The sequence below is a fragment of the Variovorax sp. GW460-12-1-14-LB1 genome, from assembly GCF_059423605.1.
On sequence record NZ_JBWKYF010000009.1, the window covers coordinates 109,710 to 135,760 of the forward strand.

At 70.0% G+C, this 26,051-nt stretch carries 23 protein-coding genes; 20 read left to right on the plus strand and 3 right to left on the minus strand.

The window, feature by feature from the left end:
- Positions 1-285: 285 nt before the first annotated feature.
- Genes bioA through bioD form a run of 3 tightly spaced genes read left to right on the plus strand, consistent with a single transcriptional unit; the run spans position 286 to position 3,684 of the window.
- Positions 286-1,713 (plus strand): adenosylmethionine--8-amino-7-oxononanoate transaminase, encoded by a 1,428-nt coding sequence (bioA, locus tag AC07Y4_RS07255; protein ID WP_495274318.1) that lies wholly within the window; start codon positions 286-288, stop codon positions 1,711-1,713.
- Positions 1,697-2,929: an 8-amino-7-oxononanoate synthase gene (gene bioF, locus AC07Y4_RS07260; protein ID WP_095745235.1), complete on the plus strand. Its 1,233-nt coding sequence runs from the start codon at positions 1,697-1,699 to the stop codon at positions 2,927-2,929. Before bioA ends, bioF begins: the two co-directional genes overlap by 17 nt.
- Positions 2,926-3,684: a dethiobiotin synthase gene (gene bioD, locus AC07Y4_RS07265; protein WP_144004395.1), complete on the plus strand. Its 759-nt coding sequence runs from the start codon at positions 2,926-2,928 to the stop codon at positions 3,682-3,684. Before bioF ends, bioD begins: the two co-directional genes overlap by 4 nt.
- On the opposite strand, the gene AC07Y4_RS07270 is transcribed toward bioD, so the two are convergent.
- Positions 3,667-4,719, minus strand: coding sequence for an aldo/keto reductase (locus AC07Y4_RS07270; protein ID WP_487847012.1), 1,053 nt, complete (start codon positions 4,717-4,719; stop codon positions 3,667-3,669). The two genes, bioD and AC07Y4_RS07270, sit on opposite strands and share 18 nt — an antisense overlap.
- Positions 4,720-4,955: 236 nt before the next feature.
- Between AC07Y4_RS07270 and AC07Y4_RS07275 the strand changes: the two genes are divergently transcribed.
- Positions 4,956-5,939 carry an AraC family transcriptional regulator gene (locus AC07Y4_RS07275; RefSeq protein ID WP_062482185.1) on the plus strand — a complete coding sequence of 328 codons (984 nt, stop codon included), beginning with the start codon at positions 4,956-4,958 and terminating at the stop codon, positions 5,937-5,939.
- Between the two features lie 161 nt (positions 5,940-6,100).
- Complete coding sequence (locus tag AC07Y4_RS07280) at positions 6,101-7,330, plus strand: class I SAM-dependent methyltransferase (RefSeq protein WP_487847011.1); 1,230 nt, start codon at positions 6,101-6,103, stop codon at positions 7,328-7,330.
- 21 nt (positions 7,331-7,351) lie between these two features.
- Here the strand turns inward: AC07Y4_RS07280 and AC07Y4_RS07285 are convergent, their stop codons facing one another.
- Entirely contained in the window at positions 7,352-7,558 is a 207-nt protein-coding gene (locus tag AC07Y4_RS07285) for a dodecin (RefSeq protein WP_487847010.1), read from the minus strand.
- A gap of 176 nt (positions 7,559-7,734) precedes the next feature.
- Here AC07Y4_RS07285 and AC07Y4_RS07290 point away from each other — a divergent pair, with 176 nt between their 5' ends.
- The 15 genes from AC07Y4_RS07290 to AC07Y4_RS07360 all read left to right on the plus strand — a co-directional run bounded on the left by AC07Y4_RS07290 (position 7,735) and on the right by AC07Y4_RS07360 (position 24,845).
- Positions 7,735-7,935, plus strand: a complete 201-nt coding sequence (locus tag AC07Y4_RS07290; RefSeq protein WP_062482175.1) for a hypothetical protein — start codon at positions 7,735-7,737, stop codon at positions 7,933-7,935.
- Between the two features lie 115 nt (positions 7,936-8,050).
- Entirely contained in the window at positions 8,051-9,058 is a 1,008-nt protein-coding gene (locus AC07Y4_RS07295) for an LLM class flavin-dependent oxidoreductase (RefSeq protein ID WP_487847009.1), read from the plus strand.
- A gap of 40 nt (positions 9,059-9,098) precedes the next feature.
- A complete protein-coding gene (locus AC07Y4_RS07300) occupies positions 9,099-10,439 on the plus strand; it encodes an LLM class flavin-dependent oxidoreductase (protein ID WP_487847008.1) in 1,341 nt (446 codons plus the stop codon).
- On the plus strand, positions 10,439-11,659 hold the full coding sequence (locus AC07Y4_RS07305; RefSeq protein WP_487847007.1) for a M20 aminoacylase family protein: 1,221 nt from the start codon (positions 10,439-10,441) through the stop codon (positions 11,657-11,659). Before AC07Y4_RS07300 ends, AC07Y4_RS07305 begins: the two co-directional genes overlap by 1 nt.
- On the plus strand, positions 11,656-12,192 hold the full coding sequence (locus AC07Y4_RS07310; RefSeq protein ID WP_354347010.1) for a GNAT family N-acetyltransferase: 537 nt from the start codon (positions 11,656-11,658) through the stop codon (positions 12,190-12,192). The genes AC07Y4_RS07305 and AC07Y4_RS07310 overlap by 4 nt, the downstream gene beginning before the upstream one ends.
- Entirely contained in the window at positions 12,189-14,006 is a 1,818-nt protein-coding gene (locus AC07Y4_RS07315) for an amino acid ABC transporter permease/ATP-binding protein (RefSeq protein WP_487847006.1), read from the plus strand. The genes AC07Y4_RS07310 and AC07Y4_RS07315 overlap by 4 nt, the downstream gene beginning before the upstream one ends.
- 38 nt (positions 14,007-14,044) lie before the next feature.
- Positions 14,045-14,968 carry an ABC transporter substrate-binding protein gene (locus AC07Y4_RS07320; protein WP_487847005.1) on the plus strand — a complete coding sequence of 308 codons (924 nt, stop codon included), beginning with the start codon at positions 14,045-14,047 and terminating at the stop codon, positions 14,966-14,968.
- Positions 14,969-14,979: 11 nt separating this feature from the next.
- Complete coding sequence (locus tag AC07Y4_RS07325; RefSeq protein ID WP_370869878.1) at positions 14,980-15,906, plus strand: ABC transporter substrate-binding protein; 927 nt, start codon at positions 14,980-14,982, stop codon at positions 15,904-15,906.
- A gap of 19 nt (positions 15,907-15,925) precedes the next feature.
- Complete coding sequence (locus AC07Y4_RS07330; protein ID WP_487847004.1) at positions 15,926-16,969, plus strand: LLM class flavin-dependent oxidoreductase; 1,044 nt, start codon at positions 15,926-15,928, stop codon at positions 16,967-16,969.
- Between the two features lie 119 nt (positions 16,970-17,088).
- Positions 17,089-18,039 carry a sulfurtransferase gene (locus AC07Y4_RS07335; protein ID WP_487847003.1) on the plus strand — a complete coding sequence of 317 codons (951 nt, stop codon included), beginning with the start codon at positions 17,089-17,091 and terminating at the stop codon, positions 18,037-18,039.
- A 128-nt stretch (positions 18,040-18,167) separates the two neighbouring features.
- On the plus strand, positions 18,168-19,379 hold the full coding sequence (locus AC07Y4_RS07340; RefSeq protein WP_487847002.1) for a YeeE/YedE thiosulfate transporter family protein: 1,212 nt from the start codon (positions 18,168-18,170) through the stop codon (positions 19,377-19,379).
- Between the two features lie 164 nt (positions 19,380-19,543).
- Positions 19,544-21,133, plus strand: coding sequence for an ABC transporter substrate-binding protein (locus tag AC07Y4_RS07345; RefSeq protein ID WP_487847001.1), 1,590 nt, complete (start codon positions 19,544-19,546; stop codon positions 21,131-21,133).
- A gap of 13 nt (positions 21,134-21,146) precedes the next feature.
- On the plus strand, positions 21,147-22,112 hold the full coding sequence (locus AC07Y4_RS07350) for an ABC transporter permease (protein ID WP_101491495.1): 966 nt from the start codon (positions 21,147-21,149) through the stop codon (positions 22,110-22,112).
- Between the two features lie 22 nt (positions 22,113-22,134).
- Positions 22,135-23,076 carry an ABC transporter permease gene (locus AC07Y4_RS07355; RefSeq protein ID WP_307638254.1) on the plus strand — a complete coding sequence of 314 codons (942 nt, stop codon included), beginning with the start codon at positions 22,135-22,137 and terminating at the stop codon, positions 23,074-23,076.
- Positions 23,073-24,845: a dipeptide ABC transporter ATP-binding protein gene (locus tag AC07Y4_RS07360; RefSeq protein ID WP_487847000.1), complete on the plus strand. Its 1,773-nt coding sequence runs from the start codon at positions 23,073-23,075 to the stop codon at positions 24,843-24,845. The genes AC07Y4_RS07355 and AC07Y4_RS07360 overlap by 4 nt, the downstream gene beginning before the upstream one ends.
- A gap of 7 nt (positions 24,846-24,852) precedes the next feature.
- On the opposite strand, the gene AC07Y4_RS07365 is transcribed toward AC07Y4_RS07360, so the two are convergent.
- A partial coding sequence (locus AC07Y4_RS07365) for an esterase/lipase family protein (protein ID WP_495274319.1) occupies positions 24,853-26,051 on the minus strand: 1,199 nt, incomplete at its 5' end.

Below are 26,051 nucleotides of genomic sequence, written 5' to 3' on the forward strand. Positions count from 1 at the left end.
TACCAGCCATATCTTCTGTCCGAAAAGCGGAGTCCACCCACCGCACACCCTGAAAAGCGGACATTCCTTCGCCATCTGTGACGGCAGCCGGACAACTTGCGTCGGCCCCGCGCCGGCGCGGCCCCGCACGAAGTCGCCAGCTTGCGCGACGTTGGCCTGAACGCACGCGCTACACCGCCCAACCTCGGTCATTCCGCCTTCTTTTCGCACGCGTTCCGGGCGTTTGCCGGGGTGCGTTCGCGTCGATACGATCCGCCGCCTTGCCCTCCAGAAAGGAACGCGCGGGTGCCTCCCTCGAACGTTTTCTCCCCCACGACCGCGCCAGCCGCCGCAGGTGCCGATGCCGCCAATGCCAACGCCGACTGGCAACAGCGCAGCCGCCGCCACGTCTGGCACCCCTGCACCCAGAGCATCCGCCTCGACGTGGCGCCGCCGCTGCCCATCGCGCGCGGCGAGGGCGTCTGGCTGACCGACCACGAAGGCCGGCGCTACCTCGACGCCACCAGTTCGTGGTGGGTCAACCTGTTCGGCCACGCGCACCCGGCGATCAACGCCGCGTTGAAGGCGCAGCTGGACACGCTGCCGCATGTGATGCTCGCCGGCTGCACGCACGCGCCGGCGGTCGAGCTGGCCGAGCGGCTGGCGGCGCTCACGGGCCATGCGCTGGGCCATTGCTTCTATGCCTCCGACGGCGCCTCGGCGGTGGAGATCGCGCTCAAGATGAGCTTCCACGCCTGGCGCAACGCGGGCCGCGCCGGCAAGCGCCGCTTCGTGGCGCTGCGCGGCGGCTACCACGGCGAGACGCTGGGCGCGCTGCACGTCACCGACGTGCCCGTGTTCCGCGACGCCTACGCGCCGCTGCTCGCCAGCGCGCACCTCGTGGCCTCGCCCGACGCGCGTGCCGCCCGGCCTGGCGAAGACGCCGCCGCGGTGGCGAACCGCGCCGCCGACGAGCTCGAGGCGCTCCTGGCCGCGCAGCACGACAGCATCGCCGCCGTCATCGTCGAGCCGCTGGTGCAGTGCGCCACCGGCATGGCGATGCACGACCCAGCCTACCTGCGCCGCGTGCGCGCGCTGTGCGACTGCTTCGGCGTGCACCTGATCGCCGACGAGATCGCGGTCGGCTGCGGACGCACCGGCACCTTCTTCGCCTGCGAGCAGGCCGGCATCTGGCCCGACTTCCTGTGCCTGTCGAAGGGCATCAGCGGCGGCTACCTGCCGCTGGCACTGGTGATGACGCGCGAGGCCATCTACCAGGGCTTCGTCGACGACGATGCCGCGCGCAGCTTTTTGCACTCGCATTCCTACACCGGCAACGCGCTGGCCTGCCGCGCGGCGCTCGCCACGCTCGATCTGTTCGAGCAGGAAGACGCGCTGAACCGCAACCAGGACCGCGCCGCGCGCCTGCTGGCGCGGCTGCGCGAGGGGCTTGCCGGCCAGGCGGTCGACCGCCTGCGCCAGCGCGGAATGATCACGGCCTTCGACGTGCGCGAGCCCGGCGCGCGTTTTGCCGAGCGCTTTCATCTCGCGGCGCGCGACCACGGCCTGCTGATGCGGCCCATCGGCGCGACCGTGTACCTGATGCCGCCGTACGCCATCGCCGACCACGAGATCGATCAACTGGTGGACGGCACGCTCGCGACGCTCGAAGCCGTCACCACCGCATCCGGCGCCACCGCCAACGAAGGAGCCCTCGATGCTGCGCTTGCTTGAACGCCTGCAGGACGAGATCACCGCGCTCGACGCGCGCTCGCTGCGCCGCCGCCGGCAGATCGCCGAGACCGCCTGCGCGCCCGAGCAGATCCTCACGCTGGCCGGCGCCACCGCGCCGCGCACCATGCTCGGCTTCAGCAGCAACGACTACCTGGGCCTGGCCGCGCACCCCGCGCTGGCCGAGGCGCTGGCCGAAGGCGCGGCGCGCTACGGCACGGGCAGCGGCGGCTCGCACCTGATCCTGGGCCACTCGCGCGCCCATGCGCAGCTCGAGGAGCGGCTGGGCGAATGGATGGCGCCGCATATTCCCGAGGCGCGCAGCCTGTTCTTCTGCACCGGCTACATGGCCAACCTGGCGGTGCTGTCGGCGCTGGGCGACGGCGAGGCGGTGATCTTCTCGGAGACGCTGAACCACGCCTCGCTGATCGACGGCGCGCGGCTGGCCCGCGCCCGCGTGGAGCGCTACCCGCACTGCGACCTGCAGGCGCTCGACGCGCAGCTGGCCGCCTGCGACGCGCCGGTCAAGATCATCGTGAGCGACGCCGTCTTCAGCATGGACGGCCACATCGCCCCGGTGGCGGGCCTGCTCGCGCTGGCCGAGCAGCACGACGCCTGGCTGGTGATCGACGACGCGCACGGCTTCGGCGTGCTCGGCGCCACCGGGCGCGGCGCGCTGCAGGCGCTGGCGCTGCGCTCGGAGCGTCTGGTGCTGATCGGCACGCTGGGCAAGGCAGCCGGCGTGTCGGGCGCCTTCGTGGCGGCGCACCGCACGGTGATCGACTTCCTGGTGCAGCGCGCGCGGCCCTACATCTTCACCACGGCCGCGCCGCCGGCGGTGGCGCATGCGCTGCTCACCAGCCTGGCGCTCATCGAAGGCGAGGAGGGCATGCGCCGTCGCGCCCAGCTGCGCGCCCGCATCACCCAGCTGCGCAGCGGCCTCAGGCAGGTGCTGCCGGCCGACGGCAGCGCCTGGCTGGCCGATTCGCCGACCGCGATCCAGCCGCTCATCGTGGGCGACAACGCGCGCGCCATGCAGACGATGGAACGGCTCGACGCCCACGGCCTGCGCGTGGGCGCGATCCGTCCGCCCACGGTGCCCGCCGGCACCGCGCGGCTGCGCATCGCGTTGTCGGCCAGCCACACCGAGGCCGACGTGGCGCGGCTCATCGGCGCGCTGGGCGAGGCCCTGGCCGAACCGTGGCCGGAGGCCGCATGACGACGGCGGCGGCAGCCACACAGCGCCGCTGGTTCGTCACCGGCACCGACACCGGCGTGGGCAAGACGCTGGTGAGCAGCGCCATGCTCGCGCTGCTGGCCGCCTCGGGCCTGCGCGCGGTCGGCATGAAGCCGGTGGCGGCGGGGCTCGATGCCATCGACGGCGAATGGCGCAACGAAGACGTCGAGCGCCTGCAGGCGGCCGGCAACGTGGCCGCGCCGCTGGCCTGGCGCTGCCCCTACGTGCTGAAGGCGCCGATGTCGCCGCACCTGGCGGCGCGGGAAGAGGGCGTGCAGGTCGCGCTGCCCGTGCTGCTCGATGCCTTCGAGCGGCTGTCGGCGCAGGCCGATGCGGTGGTGGTGGAAGGCGTGGGCGGCTTCTGCGTACCGCTGGGCGACGACCTGGACACCGCCGACCTCGCGGTGGCGCTGGGCCTGCCCGTGATCCTCGTGGTCGGGCTGCGGCTGGGCTGCCTCAACCATGCGCTGCTCACCGCAGAGGCGATCCGCGCGCGCGGGCTGGTGCTCGCGGGCTGGGTCGCGAGCGTGGTCGAGCCGCAGATGCTGTCGCCCGAAGGCAACCTGCAGACGCTGCGCGCCCGGCTCGGTGCGCCGCTGCTGGGCGTGGTGCCGCACCTGGCAGAGCCCTCGGCGGCGCAGGCCGCCGAGCACCTCGACCTGCGCGCGCTGCGGGCCAGCGCGGCCCATGCCGCGCGTCGCACCGAGGCCCCGCTCGTGTCAGCCGCGACGGCCTGAATCGGCCAGCCGCTGGGCGCGCACGCCGCCCTGGCGCGCGAGCATCCAGCCCGGGTACTCGGGCGCCAGCGCGCTGGCCTTGTCGATCGCCGCGAGTTCGTCGGCCGTGAGCCGCACCTCGGTGGCGGCGATGTTGTCGTCCAGCTGGTCGATGCGCTTGGCGCCGACGATCACGCTGGTCACCACCGGCTGGTGCAGCAGCCAGGCCAGCGCGATCTGCGCCACCGACACGCCGCGCGGTTCGGCGAACTGGCGCATGAGGTCGATGCAGTCGTAGGCGCGCTCCACGTTCACCGGCGGAAAGTCGAAGCTCGCGCGGCGGCTGCCTTGCGCGGTGGCGGTGTGGCGGTCGACCTTGCCGCTGAGCAGGCCGCCGGCCAGCGGGCTCCAGACCATCAGGCCGAGCTGCTCGCTGCGCAGCATCGGCACCAGCTCGCGTTCCAGGTCGCGCCCGGCCACGGTGTAGTAGGCCTGCAGCGACTCGAAGCGCGCCAGCCGGTCGCGCTCGGCGATGCCCAGTGCCTTGGCGATCTGCCACGCGGCCCAGTTCGACACGCCCACGTAGCGCACGTGGCCCTGGCGCACGAGGTCGTCGAGCGCGCGCACCGTTTCCTCGATGGGCGTGATCGGGTCGATGCCGTGGATCTGGTACAGGTCGATGTGGTCCAGCTGCAGCCGCTTCAGGCTGGCCTTCACGCCGTCCATGATGTGGTAGCGCGAGGCGCCGGCCGAGTTCACGCCCTTGCTGCCGGTTTCGCCCAGCACCTTGGTCGCGACCACCACGCGGTCGCGCGGCACCTTCAGGTTCTTCAGCGCCTGGCCGGTGATGGTTTCGGAGAGGCCCTCGGAGTACACGTCGGCCGTGTCGAGGAAGTTGATGCCGACGTCGAGCGAGCGGGCGATGAGGCCTTCGGCCTCGCCTTGCTGCAGCTGGCCGATGTGGTCCCAGATGCCCGGCGCGCCGCCGAAGGTCATCGTGCCGAGGCAGAGTTCGGAAACCAGGAGGCCGGTGCGGCCGAATTGGCGGTATTGCATCGAAAGTTGTCCTTTGGGTGGGGAGGGGCCGTCCGGCGTGACGAATGGCCGGCGGTTGCGAAAAAGTATCCCGCCGGCGCGCCCCGGCGGGCGAGCGCGTTTCTGCAAAGTCTTTGCCTATTTCTCCAGACCTCGTGCCGGGGCGGTGCAGAGAGGAGGATGCGACGCTAAGCTGCGGGCAGCCCAATCCTCCATGGCCGCCACCGCGGCCGCTCCCCTTTGTCAGAGGCCTACCCATGTCTGATGAAACCCCCGACACCGCCACCGTCCTCGCCATGCCGATGCCGCTGGAACCCGAACTCGATGCCGCCCGCGAAGAGCTGGTGCAGCTCATCCGCCACATCACGCGCGGGCAGGACGGCACGGTCGAATGCGCCGTGCCCGGCCTGCAGGTGCACTGCATCAGCAAGCCCGACGGCCCCAAGCACGGCTTCGCGACGCCGGCGCTGGGCCTCATCGCGCAGGGCTCCAAGCGGATCATCGTGGGCGACGACATCTACGTGTACGACCCCATGAACTACCTCGTCACCTCGGTCGACCTGCCGGTGTGCGGCCAGGTGTGCGTGACCAGCGAGAACGAGCCCTACCTGGGCGTGCGGCTGGAGCTGGCGCTCGACGAGATCGGCGACCTCATCGGCGACGAGAAGCTGCCGGCCAAGGCCAACGCGCCGGCCTCGCGCGGCATGTACGTGAACCGCATCGCCATGCCGGTGCTGGAGCCCGTGCTGCGCCTGCTGCGGCTGCTCGATACGCCCGAAGACATTCCGATCATGGCGCCGCTCATCAAGCGCGAGATCATGTACCGGCTGCTGGTGAACGGCGAGGGCGCGCGGCTGCGCCAGATCGCGCTGCACGACAGCCACACGCAGCGCATCGCCAAAGCCATCAGCGCGCTGCGCACCAACTACGCGCAGTCACTGCGCGTGGAAGACATGGCGCGCGCGGTGCACATGAGCGTGTCGTCGTTCCACCACCACTTCAAGGCCGTGACGGCGATGAGCCCGCTGCAGTACCAGAAGCAGCTGCGCCTGCAGGAGGCGCGCCGCCAGATGCTGATCGCCGGCACCGACGTGGCCAGCGCCGCGCACAACGTGGGCTACGAAAGCCCTTCGCAGTTCGCGCGCGAGTACGGTCGCATGTTCGGCGCGCCGCCGCTGCGCGACAAGCGCCGCTGGCTCGGCGAGGCCGGCAACGACGCGACCTCGATGGAAGCCGCGTAGGCCGCCCGGGCCCCGCGCGAGGGGTCTTTCAACATAGCACCTGCCGCGATTTCTTGCGTCGTCGTGGAAATGCAGGTTTCGCAAATTCTCGCTATCGTTTTGTTCGCTGCAGCACCCGTCCGCCCGTGGAGGCGGGACTACTCAACAACTCGGAGAGATGCATGCTTTGGGAAAAGAAGCTGGCGCAGTGGAGCGCCGCGGTCCGCGCACGGGCCAACCTGCCCGCGCGGCTCACCTTGTGGGACGGCCAGTCCTACGACTTCGGTGACTTCAGCGGGCCGGCGGTCACGCTGCACGTGAAATCGCCCGCGGCGCTGTCGCTGATGCTGCAGCCCACGCTCGACAACCTGGGCGAGGCCTACGTCAAGAGCAAGATCGACATCGAAGGCAAGCTCAGCGACGTGATCGACATCGCCTACGGCCTGGCGAAGACCTCGCTCGACAAGCCCGGCGGCGCGCTGCAAAGCATGGCCCGCTACTTCGCGCACACCAAGTCGTCGGACAGGAAATCCATCGAGTACCACTACGACGTGTCGAACGCGTTCTACCAACTCTGGCTGGACGCGAACATGGTCTATTCGTGCGCCTACTTCGAGAACGGCGACGAAGACCTGGCCACCGCGCAGCTGAAGAAGATCGACCACATCCTCACCAAGATCGAACTCAAGCCGGGCCAGACGCTGCTCGACATCGGCTGCGGCTGGGGTGCGCTGGTGATCCGCGCGGCGCAGAAGTTCGGCGCGCGCTGCGTGGGCGTGACGCTGTCGCAGAACCAGTTCGACCTGGCGACCGAGCGCGTGAAGGCCGCCGGCCTGCAAGACCGCATCGAGATCCGCCTGCAGGACTACCGCGACGTGACCGGCCAGTTCGACCGCATCACCAGCGTCGGCATGTTCGAGCACGTGGGCCGCAAGAACCTGCCCGAGTACTTCAAGCGCGTGCAACAGCTGCTGGCCGACGACGGCATCGTCATGAACCACGGCATCACCTCGTCCGACCCCGAGGGCGGCGGCGTGTCGTACGGCGGCGGCGACTTCATCGACCGCTACGTGTTCCCCAACGGCGAGCTGCCGCACATCAGCCTCGCGTTGCAGGCCATGCAGCAGGGCGGGCTCGAAGCCTTCGACGTGGAGAACCTGCGCCGCCACTACGCGCAGACGCTGCGCCACTGGAGCGACGCCTACGAGGCCCATGCCGACGAGGCGCGCGCGCTCGTCGACGAAGAAAAATTCCGCATCTGGCGCATCTACCTTGCGGGCTGCGCCTATGCCTTCGAGAACGACGACGTGGCGATCTACCAGATCGTCGGGCGCAAGGCAGGCAGAGCGGCAAGCACGCTCCCGTGGTCGCGCCGCTATATCTACGACGGCACCTCGGCGCTGCGCGCCTGACCCGTCAAGGCCGCGTTGCGGCTACTCGAGCGTGAAGCCGATCTTCACCGTCACCTGCCAGTGCGCGACCTTGCCGTCGACCACATGGCCGCGCGTCTCGGTGACGGTGAACCACTGGATGTTGCGCACCGTCTCGTTCGCCTTCGCGATGGCGGTCTGCACCGCGTCCTCGATGCTGGTCTTGGACGAGCCCGTCAGCTCGAGCGACTTGTAGACATGGTTCGACATGGCGGTTGCTCCTTGGGTGGTTGCGCGCCCATCGTAGCCATCGCGGGGGGCGCGAGGCAACACCTTTGGGCGCGCGGATGCGATGCAAACCGCATCAGGACATTCGCAATCCGTCGTTGGCAACAGCGGGTGCGCTTCGCAGAATCGGCGGCATCGAACCAGAGAAACCGCCCGCCATGCCACTGCACACCGTCGCCTCTTCATCCCCGGCCGCACAGGCCCGCCACGTCCTCGCGCTGACCGCCATCGCCTGGTGCATCGCGCCGGCGTCGCCGCATGAAGTGGCACGCCGCGCACCGCATGGCCATGTGCCGCTGCGCGTGCGCAGGCGGCTGCACGCCACGGCCGTGGCGGCGCTGTTGCCCTATGCCTGGTGAGCCGCGCGACCCCGCAGATTCCAGATATCGATAGAGGAATTCAGCGCAAACGGCCCGTGCGATGGCTCGCAGAATTTGAAGCACACCCGCTTCCATTGCGCCATCGCCGAACACCGTGTCCTACTCGCTCTCCTTGCTCGACAAGAGCCTGATCCCCGAAGGTGCCGATGCCGCGCAGGCGTTCCAGCACACCATCGCGCTGGCCCGGCGCGCCGAGCGGCTGGGCTACCGCCGCTACTGGCTGGCCGAGCACCACGGCAACCGCACCTACGCCGGCTCGGCGCCCGAGGTGCTGGCCTCGCATCTGCTCGCGAAGACCTCGCGCATCCGCATCGGCACCGGCGGCGTCATGCTGCAGCACTACAGCCCCTTCAAGGTGGCGGAGACCTTCAAGGTGCTGGCCTCGCTGGCGCCGGGCCGCGTCGACCTGGGCATCGGCAAGGCGCCGGGCGGGCTGCCGCTGACCAGCAAGGCGCTGCAATCGCTGCACGACCCGGTGAAGGCGAAGGCCCTCGACTTCGAAGCGCGCCTGCAGGAGCTCGATGCGTTCCTGCACGACGGCGTGACCGCCGACCATGCGCTGGCCGGCGCCGTGGCCACGCCGTTCCCGCCGGTGGCGCCGCAGCGCGTGCTGCTCGGCGGCAGCCCCGAGAGCGCGCTGCTCGCGGCGCGGCTGGGTTGGCAGTTCGTCTATGCGGGTCACTTCAACGGCGACCCCGTGAACATCGAGCAATCGATCGACGCCTACCGCGGCGCGACCGGCCGCGCGCCGCTGCTCGCGCTGTTCGCCTTCGCCGCCGAAACGCACGACGAGGCCGCCGAGCGCGTGGGCGCGCTGCGCAGCTTCCGCGTGACCTTGCCCACGGGCCAGAGCGTGAACCTGCCCAGCCTCGAAGCCGCCGCCGAGTTCGCGCGGCAGGCCGGCGCCAGCGACTACCGCACCGAGGAGCGGCGCCCGCACGTCATTGCCGGCACCGGCGACGAGGTGCGCGACGCGCTCGAGGCCCTCAGCGCGCGCCACGGCATCGAGGAGTTCGTGATCGACATCCCGGTGGCGGACTTCGGCGCGCGCGCCACGGCGGTCGAGCTGCTGGCGCAGGCCCGCGAACCCGCACTGGCCTGAACTCCTTCTTCCTTCCTTTCCCATCACAAGAACGATCGTCATGAGCAACATCCAGTTCGGCGTCATGCTGCAAGGGGCCGGCAGCCACATGAATGCCTGGAAGCACCCGGGCGGCCCGGCCGATGCCAGCGTCAACCTCGACTTCTTCATCCGCAGCGCGCAGAAGGCCGAGGCCGCGGGCATCGCCTTCGCGTTCGTGGCCGACGGGCTCTACATCAACGAGAAGTCGATCCCGCACTTCCTCAACCGCTTCGAGCCGATCTCGATCCTCTCGGCGCTGGCCGCCGTCACCTCGAAGATCGGCCTGGCGGGCACCATCTCCAGCTCGTACAGCGACCCGTTCACGGTGGCGCGGCAGTTCGCCTCGCTGGACCTCATCAGCGGCGGGCGCGCGGGCTGGAACGTGGTGACCACGCCGCTCGAAGGCAGCGCCAAGAACTACAGCCGCGCCCACCCCGAGCACGCGCTGCGCTACGAGATCGCCGACGAGTACCTGGCCGTGACGCAGGGCCTGTGGGACAGCTGGGACGACGACGCCTTCGTGCGCGACCGCGAGAGCGGCCGCTTCTTCGACCGCGACAAGCTGCACACGCTGGACCACAAGGGCCGCTTCTTCCAGGTGGCGGGGCCGCTGAACATCCAACGCTCGCCGCAGGGCCAGCCCGTGATCTTCCAGGCTGGTTCGTCGGACGCGGGCATCGGCCTCGCGGGCAAGTACGCCGACGCGGTGTTCACGCATTCGCCCTCGCTCGAAGACACGCGCGCCTTCCTCAGGCAGGTGAAGGCCAGCGCCGTGGCGCAGGGGCGGCAGGCCGGCGACGTGAAGATCTTCCCGGGCATCGGCCCCGTGGTCGCCGCCACCGAGGCGGAGGCCGAGGCCAAGTACCTCGCCATCCGCGCACTGCTGACGGTGGAGGAAGCATTGGCTTACCTGGGCCGCTTCTTCGACCACCACGACTTCAGCCAGTACCCGCTCGACGCGCCGTTCCCCGAACTGGGCGAGATCGGCCGCAACAGCTTCCGCTCAACCACCGACCGCATCAAGGCCAATGCGAAAGCCAAGGGCCAGACGCTGCGCGAGGTGGCGCTCGAAGTCGCCACGCCGCGCACGCAGTTCGTGGGCACGGGCGAGCGCATCGCCGACGAGATCATCCGCTGGGTGGACGAGGGCGCGGCCGACGGCTTCATCCTCGGTTTCCCGGTGCTGGGGCAGGGCCTGGACGACTTCATCGAGTTCGTGATTCCTGCGCTGGAGGCGCGCGGTCGCTACCAGCGCACGCTGCCCGGCCAGACCCTGCGCGACCACCTGGGCCTGCCGCGCAAGGCGAGCCGCCATGCCGCGCCGCAGGGCGGCGCCACCGCCGAGCGCAAGGCCGCCTGATGGGCGCCGCGCTGCCACGACCGGCCCTCAAGGACATCCACCGCGTCGAATCCACCATTGCCGGCTACGGCGATGAATTCATTGCGCTGCGGCGCGACATCCATCAGCACCCCGAGCTGTCGTTCAAGGAGCACCGCACCTCGGCGCTCGTGGCCGAGCGGCTCGCGGCCTGGGGCTACGAGGTCACGACCGGCCTCGCCGGCACCGGCGTGGTGGGCACGCTGCGGCGCGGGCCGGGGCGCAGCCTCGGCATCCGCGCTGACATGGACGCGCTGCCGATCCAGGAAGCCACGGGCCTGCCGTATGCGAGCGAGAACGCGGGCGTGATGCATGCCTGCGGCCACGACGGCCACACGGCGATCCTGCTCGCGGCGGCGCGCTTCCTGGCCGAGACGGGTGCCTTTCACGGCACGCTGCACCTGATCTTCCAGCCCGCCGAAGAACTCGGCGCGGGTGCGAAGAAGATGATCGACGAGGGCCTGTTCACGCGCTTCCCGTGCGAGGCCGTCTTCGGCCTGCACAACTGGCCCGGCGTGGGGGCAGGGCACGTGGGCTGCGTCACCGGGCCCGCGATGGCGGCCATCGACCAGGCGCACATCACGGTGCGCGGCAAGGGCGGCCACGGCGCGCAGCCGCACGAGACGGTCGACCCCGTGGTTGCGAGCGCGCACCTGATCGCGGCGCTGCAGACCGTGGTGTCGCGCAACGTCGATCCGCTGGACATGGGCGTGGTCACGGTGGGCTCCATCCACGGCGGCGAGGCTTCCAACGTGATTCCGAACACGGTCGAGCTCAAGCTCACGGCGCGTTCGTTCAAGCCCGAGGTGCGCGCGCTGCTGGCGCAGCGCATTCCCGCCCTGGCGCGGGCGCAGGCCGAGAGCTTCGGCGCGCAGGCCGAGGTCGACTACCGGCCTGGCTTTCCGCCGGTGGTCAACCATGCCGAAGAAACCGCCTTCGCGCGCGCCGTGGCGCTGGACACCTTCGGCACGCAGCGCGTCGACCCGGCCTTCCGCCCGCGCACGGCCAGCGAAGACTTCGCCTACATGCTGCAGGCGCGCCCCGGCAGCTACGTGTTCTTCGGCAATGGCGAAAGCGCCTCGCTGCACAGCCCGCGCTACGACTTCAACGACGCGATCCTCGCGCCCGCGGCCGTGTACTGGGCCCGGCTGGCCGAGCGCTTTCTTTCCGCCGACGGCGACACCCAGGAAACCACCCCATGAGCGAACAGTTTCTCTACACCACGCCGCTGGACCCCTTGGCCCGGCCGTTGATCGAAGGCCTCACCTTCGAGTACGACAGCCGCTACGGCGACGTGCTGCGCGAGCCCGGTGCACCGCGCGAGATCGACCGCTACCCGCCCGAGGTGTTCGCGCCGCCGCACGGCAACTTCGTGCTGCTGCTGCGCGACGGCGTGGCGATCGGCGGTGGCGCCTTCATGCGCCACGACGAGCGCACTGCCGAGCTCAAGCGCGTGTGGACGCACGGCGCGCTGCGCCGCCAGGGCCTCGCAAGCCGCGTGCTGGCCGAGCTGGAGGCGCAGGTGCTGCGCCAGGGCTACGAACGCATCTACCTCACGACCGGCTTTCGCCAGCCCGAGGCCGTGGGCCTGTACCGCAGCCATGGCTACACGGCGCTGTTCACGGACGACGCCGATCCCGAGACGCCGCGCAAGCTGCCGTTCGAGAAGCACCTGGCGCAATGGGCCACGCAAGGCCGCGCGGGCGCCGCACTGAGCGGGGCGGTATCGCGATGAACACGACCACCGTGCTCGACGCCGGTCCAGAGCCTCGTACCCCCACGGCACCCCTGCGCCGCAGCGATGCGGCACCGCCCGCCAAGGGCGACTACTCGCACTTTCGCATCGTCCCCGCGACCTACCCGGCGCGCACCGTCGGCACCATCTTCGCGGTGGCGGTGATCGGCCTCGTGCTGCATTCGGTGCTCACCAACCCGCGCTGGGGCTGGCCGGTGTTCGCGCAGTGGTTCTTCTCGGAGCCGGTGCTGGCCGGGCTGGGCCGCACGCTGCTGCTCACGGCGCTGGGCGCGGTGCTGGGCTTCTTCTTCGGCACGGGGCTGGCGTTGGCGCGGGTGTCGCGCTCGCCGCTCTTGGCGCGGCTGGCCTGGGTGTTCACCTGGCTCTTCCGTTCGGTGCCGGTGATCGTGCTGCTCTTGATCATCAACAACCTGGGCTACCTGTACGAGACCGTGTCGCTGGGCGTGCCGTTCACCGACCTGACCTTCTTCTCGTACCCGACCACGCAGCTCATCAGCCCCTTCGTGGCGGCGCTGCTGGGCCTCACGCTGAACCAGGCGGCCTTTGCCTCGGAGATCGTGCGCGGGGGCATTTTGTCGGTGGACCAGGGGCAGCTGGAAGCGGCTGCCGCGCTGGGCCTTTCGCGCCGCCGCCAGGCCTCGCGCATCGTGCTGCCGCAGGCCATGCGCAGCATCCTGCCCACGGCCTTCAACGACATCATCGGGCTGGCCAAGGGCACCTCGAACCTCTACATCCTGGCGCTGCCCGAGCTGTTCTACACGATCCAGATCATCTACCGGCGCAACCTGGAAGTGATTCCGCTGCTCATGGTGGCGACCGTGTGGTACCTCGTGATCCTCACCGTGCTGTCGGTGGCGCAGCACTACATCGAGCGGCATTTCTCGCGCGGGGCGCTGCGCCATGCGCCGCGCTCGTGGCTGGGCGGCGTGGTGCACGGGCTGTGGGCGCGGGGCAGGGCGCCGGCCGTGGTGCCCGTGTCGGCACCGGTGCCGGCGCCCGCGCAGGTGCCGCGCTGGAACGGCTCGCGCGCCCCCGGCGGCGAGGTGACGATCCACGGTGTGTCCAAGCGTTTCGGCGCGCTGCAGGTGCTCGACGACGTGACCTTCACCGCGCCGCGTGGCAGCGTCACCGTGATCCTCGGCCCCTCGGGCTCGGGCAAGTCGACGCTGCTGCGCACCATCAACCACCTGGAGCGCGTGGACGACGGCTTCATTGCCATCGACGGCGAACTCATCGGCTACCGGCGCGACGCCGACACGCTGTACGAGCTGCACGAGAAAGACATCCTCGCGCGCTGTGTCGACGTGGGCATGGTGTTCCAGAACTTCAACCTGTTCCCGCACCTCACGGTGCAGGAGAACATCGTCGAGGCGCCGCAGTCGGTGCGCGGCCTGCCGCGCGCCGAGGCCGAGGCGCTGGCCACCGACCTGCTGGCCCGCGTCGGCCTGGCCGACCGCAAGGACGCCTACCCGCGCCAGCTCTCGGGCGGCCAGCAGCAGCGCGTGGCGATCGCGCGGGCCCTGGCGCTCAAGCCCAAGGTGCTGCTGTTCGACGAGCCCACCTCGGCGCTCGACCCCGAGCTCGTGGGCGAGGTGCTCGCGGTGATCGAGGAGCTCGCGAGCTCCGGCACCACGCTGGTCATCGTGACGCACGAGATCGGATTCGCCCGCGAGGTGGCCGACACCGTGGTCTTCATGGAGCAGGGCCGCATCCTCGAGACCGGCACGCCCGAGCAGGTGTTCAACGCGCCGAGGCATCCGCGCACGGCCGAGTTCCTGGCCAAGGTGCTCTGAGTTTTTTCCCTTCCCCATTTTTCAAACCGACCGCTTTCATGACCCATCGACGCCTTCTCCTGTCCGTTCTCCTGGCCGCATTGCTGCCGATCGCCGCGACGGCCCAGACCGCCCCGGCGCCCGACCTGAGCCCCGAACAGCCGGGCCGCCCGCGCGCGCAGAAGATCGACGAGGCCGTGCGGCTCGCGAAGGACTTCAAGTTCCTCAAGGAAGGCGTGCTCGTCGTGGGCACCACCACCGGCCGGCTGCCGTTCGCGGCCTACGCCACCGACACGAAAACGCCCGTGGGCAACGCGCCCGACATCGCGCAGCTCGTGGCCGACAGCCTGGGGCGCAAGCTGGAGCTGGTGTCCACCGCATGGGCCGACTGGCCGCTGGGCCTGCAGTCGGGCAAGTTCGACGTGGTGGTGTCCAACGTGACCGTGACCGAGGAGCGCAAGGAGAAGTTCGACTTCTCGACCTACCGCAACGACCAGCTGGGCATCTACGTGAAGTCGGACAGCAAGCTCGGGCCCATCAAGGAACCGAAGGACATCGCGGGCCTGAAGCTCATCGTGACGGCCAGCACGAACCAGGAGCAGATCCTGCTGCGCTGGAACAAGCAGAACCTCGCTGCAGGCCTCAAGCCCATCGAGATCCAGTACTACGACGACGATGTGGTGCAGCGCCTGGCCATCCAGTCGGGCCGCGCCGATGCGTATGTCGGCCCCAACGCCATCGCGGCCTACGAGGCGCGCGACGGCAAGACCCGGCTCGCGGGCCTGGTGTCGGGCGGCTGGCCGCTCAACGCCGAGATCGCCGTCACCTCGCGCAAGGGCTCGGGCATTGCCGAGGCCGTGACGCTCGCGCTGAACACGCAGATCAAGAACGGCAACTACGGCAAGGCGCTGTCGCGCTGGAACCTGGCGTCCGAGGCCATCGAGGTGGCGCGCACCAACCCGCCCGGCCTGCCGAAGAACTGAGGGGGGGGACCATGTCGCTCAAGAAGACACTGGGGGCGCTGGCCGCCCTCGGGCTGATGGCGTTCGCGCCGGCGCATGCCGCCGACACCTTCGACTTCAGCCCCGAGCAGAAGGGCCGCCTGCACACCGGCAAGGACGCCGAGGCCGTCAACGCCATTCCACCGAGCTTCAAGTTCGTGAAAGAGGGCGTGCTGACCATCGCCATCGCGCCGTTCGCGCCGCCGATCTCCACCTATGCCACCGACGCGAAGACGGTGGTGGGCTTCGACCCCGACTTTGCCCACCTCATCGCCGAGGCGCTGGGCCTGAAGCTGGAACTGCGGCCCGTCGCCTGGGCCGACTGGCCGCTGGGCCTGAGTTCGGGCAAGTACGACGCCGTGATCTCCAACGTGGGCGTGACCGAGCAGCGCAAGGAGAAGTTCGACTTCTCGACCTACCGGCTCGGGCTGCACGGCTTCTATGTGCGCACCGACAGTGCCATCCAGTCGATCAAGGAGCCCAAGGACGTGGCGGGCCTGAAGCTCACGACCGGCGCCGGCACCAACCAGGAACGCATCCTGCTCGAATGGGACCGGCAGAACGTGGCCGCGGGCCTGAAGCCGGTGTCGATCCAGTACTACGACGACGATGTGACGCGCTGGCTGGCGGTGACGACGAAACGCGTCGATGCCAATTTCAACCCCAACGCGCCGCAGGCCTACGAGGCTGCGAAGAACGGGCAGCTGCGGCTCGCGGGCACTGTCAATGCGGGCTGGCCGCTGAAGTCGGACGTGGCCGTGGCCACGCGCAAGGGCAGCGGTCTGGCGGTGGCGCTCACCACCGCGGCCAACAACCTGATCCGCAACGGCACCTACGCCAAGGCGCTCGCGCGCTGGCGCCTGGCCGAAGAGGCGCTGCCGAAATCGGAGGTCAACCCGCCGGGGTTGCCGAAGTTCTGACCCTGCGAGCGACACGACCATGACCATCCACCACATCGGTTTCCTCACGCCCGGCAACTACGACGAGGCCGACCCGCACGCGGGCCTCGAGGCCGCGCTGCGGCTGTTCGAATTCGGCGAGCGGCGCGGCTTCGACAGCGCCTGGGTGCGCCAGCGCCACCTGGAGCGCGCCGTGTCGTCGGCGCCGACCTTCCTGGCCGCCGCCACGCAGCGCACGCGCCGCATCGAACTCGGTGCGGCCGTGATCCAGATGGGCTACGAAAACCCGTTCCGGCTCGCCGAAGACCTGGCCACCGTCGACGTGCTCTCGCGCGGGCGCCTGCAGGTGGGCCTGAGCGCGGGCGCGCCGCCGCACGGCGCCTTGCTGGGCGGGCGCTTCCAGGACGCACCGCCGGCCACGGTCGACTTCACGCACAAGCGCGTGGCGCGGCTGCGCGCCAACCTCGAGGACGTGCTGCTGGGCGACGAGGACACGGTGGTCGAATCGGCCGGCGGGCGCGTGCGTCCGCGCGTGCAGCCCTATGCGCCCGGCCTGGTCGGGCGGCTCTGGTACGGCGGCGGGTCGCTGCGCTCGGCCGAATGGGCGGGGCGCAACGGCTTTCACCTGCTGCTGGGCAATGTGCTCACGGGCGAGACCACCGACGACTTCCTCGAGGCGCAGACCGGGCTGGTCGAACGCTACCGCGCCAGCGAAGTGCCGGGCGCACGGCGCGGACGGATCGCGCTGGGCCGCGTAATCGTGCCACTCGATGGGGCCGACGCCGCCACGCGGCGCCGCTACCGCGCGTTCGCCGCGGGCCGCGTCGAACGCACGTTGTCGCCGCAGGGCGAGCGCCGCACGCTGTTCGCCGGCGACCTCGTGGGCAGCGCCGACGAGATCCTCGAGCGCCTGCACCGCGACCCGGTGCTGCCACTGGTGAGCGAGCTGCGCGTGGAGCTGCCCTACAACTTCGACAGCGAGGCCTACGAGCAGATCCTGGACGACCTGGCGGTGCGCATCGCGCCCGAACTGGGCTGGCGCGTGCGCGCCGAGCTGCCACACAAAGAAGTCGCACTCGCCTGAGCCTCAGACGCTTTGCGCATGCGCTTATCGCAAACGCTTCGTTGGTGATCGCGGGTGGCCTGCCTAGAGTTCGCTCCGATCTGTTTCTGATGTCTTCCATTCAACACAAGGAGTCCCGCATGTCGATCTTCAGCAGATGGTGGCGCGCCGCGTCCCTCGCCACGCTGACCTTCCTGGCCACCGCACCATCGGCCTTCGCGCAGGCTTCGGCCGACGGCAGCGGCCCGTTGGTCTCCACCGACTGGCTCGAGAAGAACCTGCGCAACCCGAAGCTGCGCGTGATCGAGGTCAGCGTGAACCCGGGCCTGTACGAGCGCGGCCACATTCCGGGCGCGGTGAATTTCTCGTGGCACAACGACCTCAACGACCGCGTGCGCCGCGACATCGTGAGCCAGGCCGAGTTCGAGAAGCTGCTGTCGGCGGCTGGTGTCGACAAGGACACCACCGTCATCCTCTACGGCGACACCAACAACTGGTTCGCCGCCTGGGGCGCCTGGGTGTTCGACCAGTACGGCGTGCAGAACGTGAAGCTGCTCGACGGCGGGCGCAAGAAGTGGGAGGCCGAGAACCGCGTGCTCGACAACCGCGCGCCCGAGCACGTCGCCACACGCTTCAAGGTGACGCAGCCCAACCCGCAGCTGCGCGCGCGGCTGGCCGACGTGCTGGCCGTGGCCGAGGGCCGCTCCGACGCGAAGCTGGTCGACATCCGCTCGGCCGACGAGTACAGCGGCAAGATCTTCGCGCCGGCCGGCGCCGCCGAACTGGCGGTGCGCGCGGGCCACGTGCCCGGCGCGGCCAACGTGCCCTGGGGCCGCGCGGTGAACGAAGACGGCACCTTCAAGTCGGCCGCCGAGCTGAAGGCGATCTACGCGGCCGTGGGCATCGACGGCAGCAAGCCGACCATCACCTACTGCCGCATCGGCGAGCGCTCGAGCCACACCTGGTTCGCGCTGCACAAGATCCTGGGCTACAAGAACGTGCGCAACTACGACGGCTCGTGGACCGAGTACGGCAACGCCGTCGGCGTGCCGGTCAACAACCCGGCCGGCACGGTGTGGGCGTCCAAATGAATGAGTTGAGGTGAGATGAGTTCGAGGTGAGTCGGCGTTGGAGGGACCTCGCGGCCTCTCTGATGAGCGACATTGGGCGAGCCCTCGGGCTCGCTTTTTTTTTGGACCCAAAAAAGAGGGACCGGGGCATGTCCGCTTCGTCAATCACCGTGGCGCCTGCGCCGCTTTCGCGCACGGGCCTGGCCGCTGCTGTCGTGGTGTTGCTGCTGATCGCAGCTGGCGTGCACCTGCTCGGCGAGCGCAGCGGCGGCCGTGCGCTGGCCTTCGCGCTCGGGCTGGGCGCGGTGCTCGGCGTGGTGCTGCAGCGCTCGCGTTTCTGCTTCTACTGCCATGCGCGCGACTACTTCGAGGGCGGCGACGCGCGCGGCCTGCTGGCCATCGTGGCCGCGCTGGCGGTCGGCACCGTGGGCATGCACGTCGTCATGACGGGCTGGCTGCCCGTGCCGCAGCCGGGGCGATTGCCGCCCGATGCGCACATCGGGCCGGTCAGCGGCGCCCTGGTGCTCGCGGGGCTGGCCTTCGGCGCGGGCATGGTGGTGTCGGGTTCGTGCATCAGCGCGCACTGGTACCGGCTGGGCGAAGGCTCGCCGACCGCGCCCTTTGCGCTGCTCGGTGCCGGCGTAGGGTTCTTGTTGGGATTCGCTAGCTGGAACTGGCTCTACAGCGCCACCATCGCCACCGCGCCGGTGGTGTGGCTGCCGCATCACCTGGGCTATGCGGGCTCGGCCGCGCTGCAGCTGGCGGTGCTCGCAGCGCTCGCGGCCTGGCTCTGGCGAAAGCTGCCGGCGGGCGAGGCGGCGTCGCCCGCACCGCGCAGCTTCATCGACGCCGCGCGCAGGCTGCTGCACGGGCGCTGGCCGTATGCGTGGGGCGGCCTCGCAGTCGGCGCGATCGCCGTGATCGTGGTGCTGCGGCTGCGCCCGCTGGGGGTAACGGCTGCGCTGGGCAGCGCCGCGCGCGACCTCGGCAATGCACACGGCCTGCTGCCGCAGCGGCTGGACGGACTCGATGGTTTCGGCGGCTGCGTCACGGCGGTGGTCGAAAGCCTCTGGCAGACGCCCAACGCACTGCTGGTCGGCGGCCTCGTGGCCGGCGCGCTGGCTGCGGCGCTCGCGAGCGGGCAGTTCAAGCCCGCGTGGCCGACGGCGGGCCAGGTCGTGCGCGGACTTGGCGGCGGCGTGTTGCTGGGGTGGGGCGCGATGACCGGGCTGGGCTGCACGGTCGGCAACCTGCTCTCCGGCACCATGGCCGGCGCGCTGTCGGGTTGGGTGTTCGGCGCGAGCGTGCTGCTGGCGGTGTGGGGCGGGCTGCGATTGAAGCGTCTTGCTGTGAGGGCGTGATCGCCGTTCATCGCAGCGCGGCAGGCACCGCATTTCCATATGCGGAGTCCTTCTTTCGGGACGGCGCGGGGCAGGGCACAGTCCCTCACGCACAGGCACAGGACGGCGCCGCCCCGCGCGGCCGTCCGCCTGTCTTCTCTTCCAAAGAACACCCGAGGGATTCCATGTTTCGACCACTCCTGACCGCGGCCCTGCTGGCCGCCGGCCTGCTGCAGGCGCCTGTTGCCGCCGCCGAAACCGTGCGCTGGGCACGCAGCGCCGACCCCGCCACGCTCGATCCGCATGCGGTCAACACCGGCACCAACTTCGGGCTGCTGCACCAGATCTACGAGCCGCTGATCCTGCGCGGCGCCGACAGCAAGCTGCAGCCCGCGCTCGCCACCTCGTGGAAGCTCACGGCCGACCCGACGGTGTGGGAGTTCAAGCTGCGTCCCGGCGTCAAGTTCCATGACGGCGCACTGCTCACGGCCGACGACGTGGTGTTCTCGCTGCAGCGCGCACAGGCGCCGAGCTCGGCGCTCAAGTCGCTGCTGTCGTCGGTGGCCGAAGTGAAGAAGGTCGATGCGCTCACGGTGCAGGTCAAGACCAAGGGCCCGAACCTGATCTTCCCGAACAACCTCACGAACCTCTTCATCCTCAACGAGGCCTGGGCCAAGGCGAACAAGGCCGAGCAGTCGCAGGACGTGGCCAGCAAGACCGAGAACTTCGCGACCCGCAACGAGAACGGCACCGGCCCCTACGTGCTGGCCTCGCGCGAGGTCGATGCGCGCACGGTGCTCAAGCAGTTTCCGCAGTACTGGGGCCGCGGCCAGTTTCCGCTGGACGTGACCGAGCTGGTCTACGTGCCGATCAAGTCGCCCGCCACGCGCGTGGCCGCGCTGCTGTCGGGCGAGGTCGATTTCGTGCAGGACCTGCCGGCGCAGGACGTGGGCCGGCTCAAGGCCGACAAGCGCCTGCGCGTGACCGAAGGGCCCGAGAACCGTTCGATCTTCCTGGGCCTGAACGTGGGCGCGAAGGAACTCAAGTACGCCGACGTGAAGGGCAAGAACCCGCTGGCCGACCCGAAGGTGCGCGAGGCCATCGGCCTGGCGATCGACCGCGACGCGATCAAGGCGGCGGTGATGCGCGGGCTGTCGAACCCCTCGGGCATCATCGCGCCGCCTTTCGTGCACGGCTACGAGAAAGGTTTCGCGGCCTACCCGAAGGCCAACGCGGCGCAGGCGAAGAAGCTGCTGGCCGAGGCCGGCTATCCGAACGGCTTTGCGATCACGCTGCACACGCCGAACGACCGCTACGTGAACGACGAGGCCATCAGCACGGCGGTGTCGGGCTTCCTCGGGCGCATCGGCATCAAGACCACGGTGGCGGCGCGCCCGATTGCGCTGCACAGCACCGCGATCAACTCGGCCGACACCGACTTCTACCTGTTCGGCTGGGGCGTGCCGACCTACGACTCGGCCTACATCTTCGATTACCTGGTGCACACGCGCGGCAAGGACGGCCGCGGCCCGACCAACGCCACCGGCTACAGCAACGCCGAGGTCGACGCGCAGATCGCGTCGCTGGCCGCGGAGAGCGACAAGGCGAAGCGCGACGCCACCATCAAAGCCATCTGGCAGACGGTGCAGAAGGAGCGCATCTACATCGCGCTACACGACCAGGTGCTCAACTTCGCGTCGACCCCGAAGCTCGACATTCCGGTCAGCCCCGACGGCAGCGTGTTCTTCAAGAACGTGAAGGTGGCCAAACCCTGACTACACACACGTCATGTGGGTTCATCTCTTACGCCGGTTGGGCCAGTCCGTGCTGGTGCTGCTGGCGGTGTCGTTCGTGTCCTTCCTGGTGTTCCGCCACATCGGCGACCCGACCATCAGCCTGCTCGGCGAAGACGCCACGATCGAAGAACGCGCCGCGCTGACGGCCGAGCTGGGCTTCGACCGCCCGGTGCCAGTGCAGTACCTGCGCTACGTGGGCCACGCGCTGCAAGGCGACCTGGGCGTGTCGTACCGGCTCAAGCGGCCGGTGGTCGAACTCATCGCCGAGCGGCTGCCGGCCACGCTGGAGCTGGCGCTGGTGGCGGCCGTGCTGGCGGTGGCAGGCGGCGTGGCGCTGGGCGTGTACACCGCGATCCGGCGCGACAGCGTGGCCAGTCGCGCGGTCATGGCGGTGTCACTGGTCGGCGTGTCGCTGCCCACCTTCCTGATCGGCATCGGGCTCATCTACCTGTTCGCGGTCGAGCTGCGCTGGCTGCCCTCGTTCGGACGCGGCGACACGGTGCAGCTGGGCGGCTGGAGCACCGGGCTGCTCACGGCCTCGGGCTGGGCCTCGCTGCTGATGCCCGCGCTGACGCTGGGCCTGTACAAGCTGACACTGATCATGCGGCTGGTGCGCGCCGAGATGCTGGAGGTGCTGCGCGCCGACTACATCCGCTTCGGCCGCGCGCGCGGGCTGCGCGAGCGCGACCTGAACTACGGCCATGCGCTGCGCAACACGCTGATCCCGGTCATCACCATCACCGGACTGCAGATCGGTTCGCTGGTGGCCTTCGCCATCGTCACCGAGACGGTGTTCCAGTGGCCGGGCGTGGGGCTGCTGTTCATCACGTCGATCCAGGGGGTGGACGTGCCGGTGGTGGCGGCCTACCTGCTGCTGATCGCGCTGCTGTACGTGGCGATCAACTTCATCGTCGACCTGCTGTACGTGCTGGTCGATCCGCGCCTGCGACGCGCCTGACTCCTTCTTGCTTTTTTTCTGAATGACGCTTCCTTCTCCGACCGGCGCCCCCGCGCCGCGCCGCTGGCGCAACGCCGAGTCGCCCGTGCTGCGCGCCTTTGCACGCTCGCGCACCGTGCAACTGGCCGCCTTCGTGCTGCTGCTGGTCGCGCTGGCCTCGCTGTTCGCGCCGTGGATCGCACGGCAAGACCCCTTCGACCCGGCCGTGCTCGATCTGATCGACGCCTTCACGCCGCCGGGGCAGCAGGGCGCGTCGGGCGCCTTCTATCCGCTGGGCGCCGACGACCAGGGGCGCGACGTGTTCTCGGCCATTCTCTACGGGCTGCGCATGTCGCTGCTGGTGGGCGTGAGCGCGGTGGGGCTGTCGCTGGCCATCGGCGTGCCGCTCGGGCTGGCGGCCGGCTATGCGGGCGGCTGGTTCGACACGCTGGTGATGCGCGTGGCCGATGTGCAGCTGACCTTTCCGGTGCTGCTGGTGGCGCTCCTGATCTTCGGCATTGCGCGCGGCCTGCTGCCCGAGGGCTACCGCGACGACATGGCGGTGTACGTGATCGTGGCGGCCATCGGTCTGTCGGAATGGGTGCAGTACGCGCGCACGGTGCGCGGCGCGGTGATGCTCGAGAAGCACAAGGACTACGTGGCCGCCGCGCAGATCATCGGCCGCTCGCGCACCGGCATCCTGGTGCGGCACATCCTGCCGAACCTGCTGGCGCCGGTGCTGGTGATTGCCACCATCAGCTTCGCGCTGGCCATCGTGGCGGAGTCGACGCTGTCGTACCTGGGCGTGGGGCTGCCGCCCACGCAGCCGTCGCTGGGCACGCTGATCCGCATCGGGCAGGGCTTTCTGTTCTCGGGCGAGTGGTGGATCCTGCTGTTTCCGGCGCTGGTGCTGCTGGCGCTGGCGCTGTCGGTCAACCTGGCGGGCGACTGGCTGCGCGACGCCTTGAACCCGAGGCTGCAATGAGCGCGCGCGACCCATCGCCATGGCCATCACCCAGCGCCGAAACGCCCGTGCTGCGCGTGCGCGGGCTCGACGTGGCCTTCGACACGCACCGGGGCACGGTGCAGGTGCTGAGCGGCGTCTCGTTCGAGATCGCGCCGGGCGAAATTCTGGGCGTGGTCGGCGAGTCGGGCGCGGGCAAATCGATGGTCGGCGCCGCCGTCATCGGCCTGGTGCCGCCACCGGGGCGCATCGCGGGCGGCACGGTCGAGCTGCACGGCGAGCGCATCGACACGCTGCGCGGCGAAGACATGCGCCGCGTGCGCGGGCGCCGCATCGGCAGCGTGTTCCAGGACCCGCTGACCAGCCTGAACCCGGTCTACCCGATCGGTAGGCACCTCATCGAAACCATCCGCACGCACCTGCCCGTGAGCGAGCCCGAGGCGCGCCGGCGCGCGCTGGCGTTGTTGGCCGACGTGGAGATTCCCGACCCCGAAAGCCGCATCGACCAGTACCCGCACCAGTTCTCGGGCGGCATGCGCCAGCGCGTGGCGATTGCGCTCGCGCTGTGCGCCGAGCCGCAACTGCTGATTGCCGACGAGCCCACCACCGCGCTCGACGTGTCGGTGCAGGCCCAGGTGATCCGCGTGTTCCGCCGCGTCTGCCGCGAGCGCGGCACGGCCGCGATGCTCATCACGCACGATATGGGCGTGATCGCCGAGGCGGCCGACCGCGTGATGGTGATGTACCAGGGCCGCGTGCTGGAGACCGGCCCGGTGCGCCAGGTGCTCGACCACCCGCGCGAGCCGTATACGCGCGCATTGATGGCCGCCATTCCTTCGGTGCATGACAGGCTGCATCGGCTGCCTGTGCCGGAGATCGGCGCGGACATCGCCGTGGCCGCCGCGCCGCCACCCGCACGGGCCGAGACCGTGGCGTCGCCAGCATTGGCCGACAGCCCGCCGCTGATCCGCGTGCAGGGCCTGTCGCGCGAATTCGATCTTTCGGCAGGCTGGCTCGTGCGCATACTCGCGCGCCAGCCGAAGAAGGTGCTGCACGCGGTCGACGGCGTGAGCTTCGACATCGCGCGCGGCCGCACCTTCGGGCTGGTCGGCGAGTCGGGCTCGGGCAAGTCGACGGTGGCGCGCATGCTCGCCGGCCTCACGCGGCCCACGGCCGGCACGGTGCATTTCGACGGCATCGACCGCTGGGGCGACGCCGCGCAGACGGCCGCGCTGCGCCGGCGCTTCCAGATGATCTTCCAGGACCCGCATGCCAGCCTCAACCCGCGCTGGCGCGTGGACCGGCTCATCGCCGAACCCGTGGAAGTGCTGGGCCTGGCGGCCAGCGCCGAGGAAACCGCCGAGCGCGTGGCCGAGGCGCTGCGCCGCGTGCGCATGTCGCCCGACGACGGTCGGCGCTACCCCCACCAGTTCTCGGGCGGCCAGCGCCAGCGCATCGCCATTGCGCGGGCGCTGGCCAGCCAGCCTGAGTTCATCGTCTGCGACGAACCGACCTCGTCGCTCGACGTGTCGGTGCAGGCCCAGGTGCTGAACCTCATGCGCGACCTGCAGGACGAGTTCGGCCTGACCTACCTGCTGATCAGCCACAACCTCGCGGTGATCCGCCACATGTGCGACGACCTGGGCGTGATGCAGCGCGGGCGGCTGGTGGAGCAGGGCAGTGCGGCCGAAGTGCTCGATGCGCCGAAGCACGCCTACACCCAGGCGTTGATGGCGGCGGTGCCGGACATGCGGCACGCACCGGCCGCGGCGGTGCTCGCCACGGCATGAAGTGCCTTCAGGGCACGCGCTGTAGCTGCTCCCGCAGGATGCGCCGGATCTCCAGGATCGCGAGCGGGTGCTCCTGCACGCTGTGCGCCGACGGAATCACCAGCTCCGACACCGCGCCGTCGAGGTGCGCGCTGGTGTAGGGAACGATGCCGTCGCTCGACTCGGCCAGCGGCAGGCCCGGGGTGTCGTTGCCGATGATCGAGTGGTAGCGCACCTTCGGGCTCAGCGGCAACCCGGACGACAGGCGCACGAAGGCATCGCGGTCGCTGAGGTTGTCGATGCTGTTGGGAATGCGCAGCGGGCCCATGTCCTGCGAACTCGGCGCCACGCGCATCAGCTCGCGCGAGATGTCGTTGAGCTGGCCCAGCATCGCCACCGGCAGCGTGATGAGGTTGGCCACCCAGCGCGAGATGCGCTTGTTGGCGAACGAGGTGCCGCGGTGCGGCGAGGCGATGAAGATGGCGTCGCTGACCTGGGGCAGCGGCTCGAAGCGCAGGTAGGGCCCCAGCCCTTCCTCGATGCGGCGGCGCTGCGCGGCCGGCATGGGGTAGCCCTCGCGCAGCGCGTCCCACAGCACGTCGCCCGACGACGACACCAGCAGGCGCGACAGCACGCCGCCCATGCTGTGGCCGATGAGCGTGACGTTGCGCGAAGCCTCGGCGCGGCCCTGCGGATCGAAGTGCGCCAAGGTCTGCGTGATGGCTTCGCGGATGGCCAGGTTGTTCAGCGGCAGCGGCGCATTCGTGGGGTAGTACACCTGCCAGATCTGGTAGCGGCGGCGCAGCGTCTCGTCGCCGAGCACTTCGTTCGCCACGTTGATCCAGGCTTCGGGGCTGCTGGCCAGGCCGTGCAGCATGACGATGGTGCGCCGCTTCGGGTCGTAGGGCTGCATCAGGTAGATGTGCGGCCGGGTCAGGCCCTCGGCGCCGCCGAACAGGCTGCGCAGCGCCTGCAGCGCGAAGTCGGAGCGAGCGAGCCACAGGCCGTAGCCCGAGGTGAAGTTGGCGGCCAGCGGAATCTCCTCGCCGGCCAGCTTGATCGTGCTGGTGCGGTAGGGGTCGAACACGGCGATGCGCAGCGTGCGCGTGGCCAGCACGTCTTGCAGCGTGGCGCCGTCGAACTGCAGCAGCGCGGTGAGGGCGGGGAAGGGCGTCTCGCTGAAGGGCGGGGCGTCTTCGTCGGCCTGCGCCGCGGTCGGACGGTCGT

Bases quoted from the DNA above. Each gene is read 5' to 3' on its own strand.
- AC07Y4_RS07345 (WP_487847001.1), top strand. From the start codon at position 19,544: ATGTTTCGACCACTCCTGACCGCGGCCCTGCTGGCCGCCGGCCTGCTG.
- AC07Y4_RS07315 (WP_487847006.1), top strand. From the start codon at position 12,189: ATGAACACGACCACCGTGCTCGACGCCGGTCCAGAGCCTCGTACCCCC.
- AC07Y4_RS07300 (WP_487847008.1), top strand. From the start codon at position 9,099: ATGAGCAACATCCAGTTCGGCGTCATGCTGCAAGGGGCCGGCAGCCAC.
- AC07Y4_RS07320 (WP_487847005.1), top strand. From the start codon at position 14,045: ATGACCCATCGACGCCTTCTCCTGTCCGTTCTCCTGGCCGCATTGCTG.
- AC07Y4_RS07305 (WP_487847007.1), top strand. From the start codon at position 10,439: ATGGGCGCCGCGCTGCCACGACCGGCCCTCAAGGACATCCACCGCGTC.
- AC07Y4_RS07335 (WP_487847003.1), top strand. From the start codon at position 17,089: ATGTCGATCTTCAGCAGATGGTGGCGCGCCGCGTCCCTCGCCACGCTG.
- AC07Y4_RS07275 (WP_062482185.1), top strand. From the start codon at position 4,956: ATGTCTGATGAAACCCCCGACACCGCCACCGTCCTCGCCATGCCGATG.
- bioD (WP_144004395.1), top strand. From the start codon at position 2,926: ATGACGACGGCGGCGGCAGCCACACAGCGCCGCTGGTTCGTCACCGGC.
- AC07Y4_RS07340 (WP_487847002.1), top strand. From the start codon at position 18,168: ATGTCCGCTTCGTCAATCACCGTGGCGCCTGCGCCGCTTTCGCGCACG.
- AC07Y4_RS07350 (WP_101491495.1), top strand. From the start codon at position 21,147: ATGTGGGTTCATCTCTTACGCCGGTTGGGCCAGTCCGTGCTGGTGCTG.
- AC07Y4_RS07280 (WP_487847011.1), top strand. From the start codon at position 6,101: ATGCTTTGGGAAAAGAAGCTGGCGCAGTGGAGCGCCGCGGTCCGCGCA.
- AC07Y4_RS07270 (WP_487847012.1), bottom strand. From the start codon at position 4,719: ATGCAATACCGCCAATTCGGCCGCACCGGCCTCCTGGTTTCCGAACTC.
- AC07Y4_RS07355 (WP_307638254.1), top strand. From the start codon at position 22,135: ATGACGCTTCCTTCTCCGACCGGCGCCCCCGCGCCGCGCCGCTGGCGC.
- AC07Y4_RS07360 (WP_487847000.1), top strand. From the start codon at position 23,073: ATGAGCGCGCGCGACCCATCGCCATGGCCATCACCCAGCGCCGAAACG.
- bioF (WP_095745235.1), top strand. From the start codon at position 1,697: ATGCTGCGCTTGCTTGAACGCCTGCAGGACGAGATCACCGCGCTCGAC.
- AC07Y4_RS07285 (WP_487847010.1), bottom strand. From the start codon at position 7,558: ATGTCGAACCATGTCTACAAGTCGCTCGAGCTGACGGGCTCGTCCAAG.
- AC07Y4_RS07290 (WP_062482175.1), top strand. From the start codon at position 7,735: ATGCCACTGCACACCGTCGCCTCTTCATCCCCGGCCGCACAGGCCCGC.
- AC07Y4_RS07325 (WP_370869878.1), top strand. From the start codon at position 14,980: ATGTCGCTCAAGAAGACACTGGGGGCGCTGGCCGCCCTCGGGCTGATG.
- AC07Y4_RS07330 (WP_487847004.1), top strand. From the start codon at position 15,926: ATGACCATCCACCACATCGGTTTCCTCACGCCCGGCAACTACGACGAG.
- AC07Y4_RS07310 (WP_354347010.1), top strand. From the start codon at position 11,656: ATGAGCGAACAGTTTCTCTACACCACGCCGCTGGACCCCTTGGCCCGG.